The organism is bacterium (assembly GCA_037131655.1).
Taxonomy (GTDB): domain Bacteria; phylum Armatimonadota; class Fimbriimonadia; order Fimbriimonadales; family JBAXQP01; genus JBAXQP01.
This window is the reverse complement of record JBAXQP010000205.1, coordinates 1-4,861: the sequence shown is the minus strand read 5'-3', so window position 1 is coordinate 4,861 and position 4,861 is coordinate 1. Positions and strand designations below refer to the sequence as shown.

General features: G+C 47.2%; 4 protein-coding genes, 1 tRNA gene and 1 pseudogene. 3 read left to right on the top strand and 3 right to left on the bottom strand.

The window, feature by feature from the left end; genetic code table 11:
• Nucleotides 1–309 precede the first annotated feature (309 nt).
• Complete coding sequence (locus WCO51_09650; protein MEI6513521.1) at nucleotides 310–660, top strand: prepilin-type N-terminal cleavage/methylation domain-containing protein; 351 nt, start codon at nucleotides 310–312, stop codon at nucleotides 658–660.
• 53 nt (nucleotides 661–713) lie between these two features.
• On the opposite strand, the gene WCO51_09645 is transcribed toward WCO51_09650, so the two are convergent.
• Complete coding sequence (locus WCO51_09645) at nucleotides 714–1,949, bottom strand: terminase family protein (protein MEI6513520.1); 1,236 nt, start codon at nucleotides 1,947–1,949, stop codon at nucleotides 714–716.
• Between the two features lie 131 nt (nucleotides 1,950–2,080).
• Between WCO51_09645 and WCO51_09640 the strand changes: the two genes are divergently transcribed.
• Nucleotides 2,081–2,153 (top strand) — tRNA-Arg (locus WCO51_09640).
• 395 nt (nucleotides 2,154–2,548) lie between these two features.
• Here WCO51_09640 and WCO51_09635 read toward each other — a convergent pair.
• Entirely contained in the window at nucleotides 2,549–3,424 is an 876-nt protein-coding gene (locus WCO51_09635; protein MEI6513519.1) for a ParB/RepB/Spo0J family partition protein, read from the bottom strand.
• 285 nt (nucleotides 3,425–3,709) lie between these two features.
• A complete protein-coding gene (locus WCO51_09630) occupies nucleotides 3,710–4,279 on the bottom strand; it encodes a DedA family protein (GenBank protein MEI6513518.1) in 570 nt (189 codons plus the stop codon).
• Nucleotides 4,280–4,460: 181 nt separating this feature from the next.
• Between WCO51_09630 and WCO51_09625 the strand changes: the two are divergent.
• Nucleotides 4,461–4,838, top strand: a pseudogene (locus WCO51_09625) (Asp-tRNA(Asn)/Glu-tRNA(Gln) amidotransferase GatCAB subunit B).
• Nucleotides 4,839–4,861: the final 23 nt, after the last annotated feature.

Genomic DNA, 4,861 nt, shown 5'->3' with positions numbered 1-4,861 from the left:
TCCGGATAGTCCGCGTAGGCGGACTTTGCTCTCAACAGCCGCGAATTTATTCGCCGGCTCGCCTCCGGAACCCTTCGATATGGCCTTCGCAGGGAGGCGGATATTGGGGGGGGTAGGGGGTAGTAAGCTATTAGAGATGGTTGCCTTTTAACTTTCTCTCAACAAACAAGTTAATCAAAAACAAGTAACTTTAACAGCTTTGGGATTATAGGGGATGTGGAACAAACACTTTGATGATGTTACAGCGAGCCCAACAGGCGGCGGTCTGTCGTTGATACATCACAGTCAAATATGGAGGAATTCACGTATATGAAGAGATCTCTGAAGAACCGACGCATGACAGGGTTCACCCTGATTGAAATTATGATCGTCGTACTGATCATTGGTATCTTGCTTGCAATTGCTGTCCCGAACTTTGTAAGCGCTCGCGAGACTTCACGCAAGAAGTCTTGTATCGCCAACCTCAAACAGATTGATTCTGCCAAGGAGCAGTGGGCGATGGACAACAGCAAGACCACTGGTGATGCTATAGTTCAGGCCGCGGTTGACGCCTTTATTAAATCCGGTACTCCGGCTTGCCCGTCAGGCGGCACGTATACTTATGGTGCCGTAGGAACCAACCCGACCTGCAATACAACTGTACCAGGACATACACTTTAACAACCTATCTAACAAGGCAGCTCAAGGATGAGCTGCCTTTCTTTTTTTCAACCCTATCTATGCGCATTACTAACCCGAATGCGCGGAGGCTCAAGCGTCTCGGGAAGAGCTGCAACTGCCAATGCCAACGCAATCACCATATCATCATGATAGCCATATGCTGCGTTTAATTTAACCCCGCCAGTAGGCCCTATCTCCGCTTCAAAATGATGCAGTTCACGCAAGAGGTCCATGTCCGGCAGCAACTGCAGACGGTTATGTTGAAGCATCAATACTAAACGATCAATAAGCCGACGCTTACTATCAGAAGTAAAAGTCACTCCTTCAACCTGCACATACGATAGCCGACTTTGTAATTGCTCCAAAAGCGGATCTCCTATTGAGGTGCGGTCGCATAGGACTGAACCAACTTGAGTAAGACGCGCCCTGTCCGCCACTCGTTCAACTTGTTCCGCCCAGGAAAGGCCATTGAAGCGGTCAATGCTTAGCACGCGGCATGCTTGCTGCGATCCTTGAAGCGCGATTACAGCCGTATAATCATGATATCGCGCCCAATCTACCCCCAGCACACAAGGTTCCCCTTCGAGTTCCTCGTCAAAACGCACCATAACGGCTTTATCGAGCCATTCAGTTTCAAATACCGAAGCGGCGTTCTCAAGAAATTCTGCGTTATACTCAGTTCTAAACTGGCGATCGGTAAGCAGCGACCGTTGCGATTCCAAAAACTCGCGTGAGACAATATCATGCTCACCCGTAGTAGCCGCATGACTCCATACTCCTGAATTAGGCTGCTGCCCTCGAAGATAAGTTCGATAGAAGTGGTTTTTCCCACAAGGGGTGCTGACCATCACTAGCTGACCTTTGCTATCAGCCAACATTGGCATGACGACCTCAAAGATAATCGCTTCCGGCACATAAGCTGCCTCATCGATGACCACTCGATCAGCGCCATGACCACGTAAAAACATCCCATCACGCGCCGCCGAACGCGCAGCAACAAACCCACCGCCAATATCAATGCGCGGATAGGGCTGATAACAGATTGCGGCTTGCCAACTCGATTCCTCAGAAAGCATCCTGGCAACTCTATCGAAGATAAGCCGCGATTGATCATAAGAAGGCGCAAGAATAATTTGCCTTTTCCCTAAGCCGGTTATTGCGCTCATATAAACATCTCGCGCAGCCACTTCCGACTTACCCCATCGACGGCCACATGCAAGCACCTTGACCGGCGCAATCGCGTTCAGAAATTCCCTCTGCCCGCTAAGAGGTATCCACTTATCAAACATATCTACCTTCCCATGCAAATTATTTCATCTCAATTGGGATGCCGCCAGGGATCTAAAAGGTCAACCGTTCAGAAGAGTTAGGTTTGGCTTGACTTTGATCCGAGGGACAGGTAGAATAATGAGTGTTGCGTGCGCTCGTAGCTCAGTGGATAGAGCGACAGGTTGCGGACCTGTAGGTCGTGGGTTCGAGTCCCTCCGAGCGTATTTTAATACATCTAAAAGCGATGATCTAAAGATCACCGCTTTTTTTAATTATTTCAAAAACTTTTATAATAAAATATTACTTAGGGGCACTAAATACCTACCCCTTTCGTAGTTACTTATACATGCGAAATCTTGAGGTTGAAAAGAAATATCGAAGCTAAAAATGGACGGAACTTTTTCAGTTATTTAGACGTCTTATATGCAGAAGTAAAAACTTGGTCTCATAAGCAATTTTGAATATAATTTGTGAGGCACACACATTTTTCCGTAGGGCTAATGACAACGCTGGTTTGTGCCATAATAAAAATTGGATCGAGTTCACCTTCCTTCCTTGGGGGTGGCAGGCTTTGCTCTCCTTTCACTGCCACCCTCTTTTTTAATTTGAACTTCCGACCCTAAACACTACTTTTCGATACGCTGGCTTCTCGGATCTCCGACAGCAGGATGTCCAACGTCGCTTTCAACTCAGTCATCGTATGTGTAAGCGCTTCAAGTTGCTTGCCGCTTAGTCTTGTAAGCTCCAAACCTTGAAGATAGCGTGATACATCAACCACTTTCACAGCCGGCCCGCTAAACTTCTCTTCCGGCATCATCACGAAGGCTCGCGTACCTTCTTCGGATAAAAATTCGCCAGCCTTATCAGGAGCGCTTTTGATACGGCTCACTAACCGACCCGCTTCATCCCCTGTCAGTCCATCACGTTCGATTGCGCTTACAACTTTTGACTGCATGTCGGGATCGTCATTCAACTGTCGAAGGTGACGCGCATGCTTTTCGGTCAATCGACCATCGGACGGCCTATTTGGGCTGGAAATGATTTTTTCGCCAATATCACTCGGCAAGTTCATAATCGCCAACAGGTTACCAACCGCCCTCTCGCTAAGCCCAAGCCGTTCTGCCAAGTCTTTGTTGGTAATCATAAGGTGATGTTTAATAGTGTTGAGAGCTTTCGCTTTATCAAGCGGTTGAAGGTCTTCGCGCTGAAGGTTTTCGATAATCTGTTCAGTTAATATCTCATCCCCTTCGGCAACGCTTTTGATGATGCAGGGGATCTTTTCCATCCCAATCAACTGAGCCGCCCGCCATCGGCGTTCTCCAGTGACGATCTGATACATGTTCACATTATTCAAAGACCGGACGGTAATCGGCTGAAGTATCCCGTACTGACGAATACTTTCCGCCAATCCATCAAGCGCCTCGTTATCCATCTCCCGCCGAGGCTGCTCAGAATCCTCCACAATCTTCTCAATCTCAATCATTCGTATTTCCATAGTTCACATCCTTATTTGTATTGCGTTATGCGTATTTCTTATTTCACGATGCATTAGTAGCAGAGCAAAGCCCTGCCGAAGCCTTCCCTTACCGTGTCAATGCGAGGATGTTTGTGCCGAAGCAACCTCATCCAAAACCTTCCAGACAGATTCCACACCTTCAGCTCCAACTGAACACCCCGTTGGGGTATTTGGGTTATTCCGGATCTTGCCTCTTGCCTCTTGCCTCTTGCCTCTTGCCTCTTGCCTCTCACTTCTTGCTTCTTGCTTCTTGCTTCTTTCCTCTTACTTCTCCTCGACTTCTTTTTCCGGCTTTAGGTGATGGTAGAGCCAGAAAAGAAAGCCTAAGACTAATAAAACAGCTATTGCCATGTCAAATCCATGAAGACGAGAACGTAATGTTGACCAATTGTCCCCCATCTTCATACCTAAAAAAGCTAACAGATAACACCATGGCCAGGAACCAAACAAAGCTAACCAGAAAAAAGGCCAAAAGGGCATATGAGAAATGCCTGCTGGAAGTGAAATAAATGTTCTAACTATAGGGAGCAGTCGGCTAAAAAATGTAGCAGGAGCGCCCCACCGCGCAAACCATTTGTCCGCACGATCCAAATCACTTTTTCTTATTAGAAGATATTTACCGTATTTATCAAAAAACGCCCGCCCTTTTATTCTGCCAACCCAGTATGCAAACGCAGAGCCTAATGCACACCCCAAAGCGCCACAAAAGGCTACTCCATGTAAATTGAGGGGATTTATCCCATACTCTCTTGCGACAGTAACTGAGCACAATGCTCCTGCAAAAGGCATGATTATCTCACTTGGAAGGGGAATGCATGCACTTTCAATAGCCATTAAAAGAATAACCCCTGGGTAACCCAGGGCTATCGTGATTGATATAATAAAACCTGATAATATTTTTAGTATTTTTTCCATATCAGAAGTGAGAATACCACACCCGAGCTTAGGATTCCTCCTATGCCGCCTACCTGGTATAACTATAAAGGCCCAGCCGATAGTAATCGAGGTGATTTGTATGGCAAGATACATTCCCAGTATTGGGATGGAAGTTCACGCAGAGTTGTTAACGAAGAGTAAGATGTTCTGCGGATGTCCTGTTGAGTTCGCGGGCGAGCCTAATACTCGCTGCTGCCCAGTATGTTTGGGACTTCCCGGCGCATTGCCGGTGATGAACTTAGCGGCAGTCGAACATGTTGCCCGTACAGCTCTTGCGCTCAACTGCGATATATCACCCCTGAGCATCTGGCACCGTAAGAATTATTTCTACCCCGACCTGCCCAAGGGCTATCAGATTTCCCAATATGGCGATACTCCCATCGGTATTCGCGGATGGCTGGAAATCTTTGTCAATGGCGAGCGCAAGAAAATTCATATCCACCGATGTCACCTCGAAGTATCTTCTTCGAGGTGACATCG

Coding starts and splice junctions, on each gene's coding strand:
- WCO51_09650 (MEI6513521.1), top strand. CDS start 310: ATGAAGAGATCTCTGAAGAACCGACGCATGACAGGGTTCACCCTGATT.
- WCO51_09645 (MEI6513520.1), bottom strand. CDS start 1,949: ATGTTTGATAAGTGGATACCTCTTAGCGGGCAGAGGGAATTTCTGAAC.
- WCO51_09635 (MEI6513519.1), bottom strand. CDS start 3,424: ATGGAAATACGAATGATTGAGATTGAGAAGATTGTGGAGGATTCTGAG.
- WCO51_09630 (MEI6513518.1), bottom strand. CDS start 4,279: ATGGCTATTGAAAGTGCATGCATTCCCCTTCCAAGTGAGATAATCATG.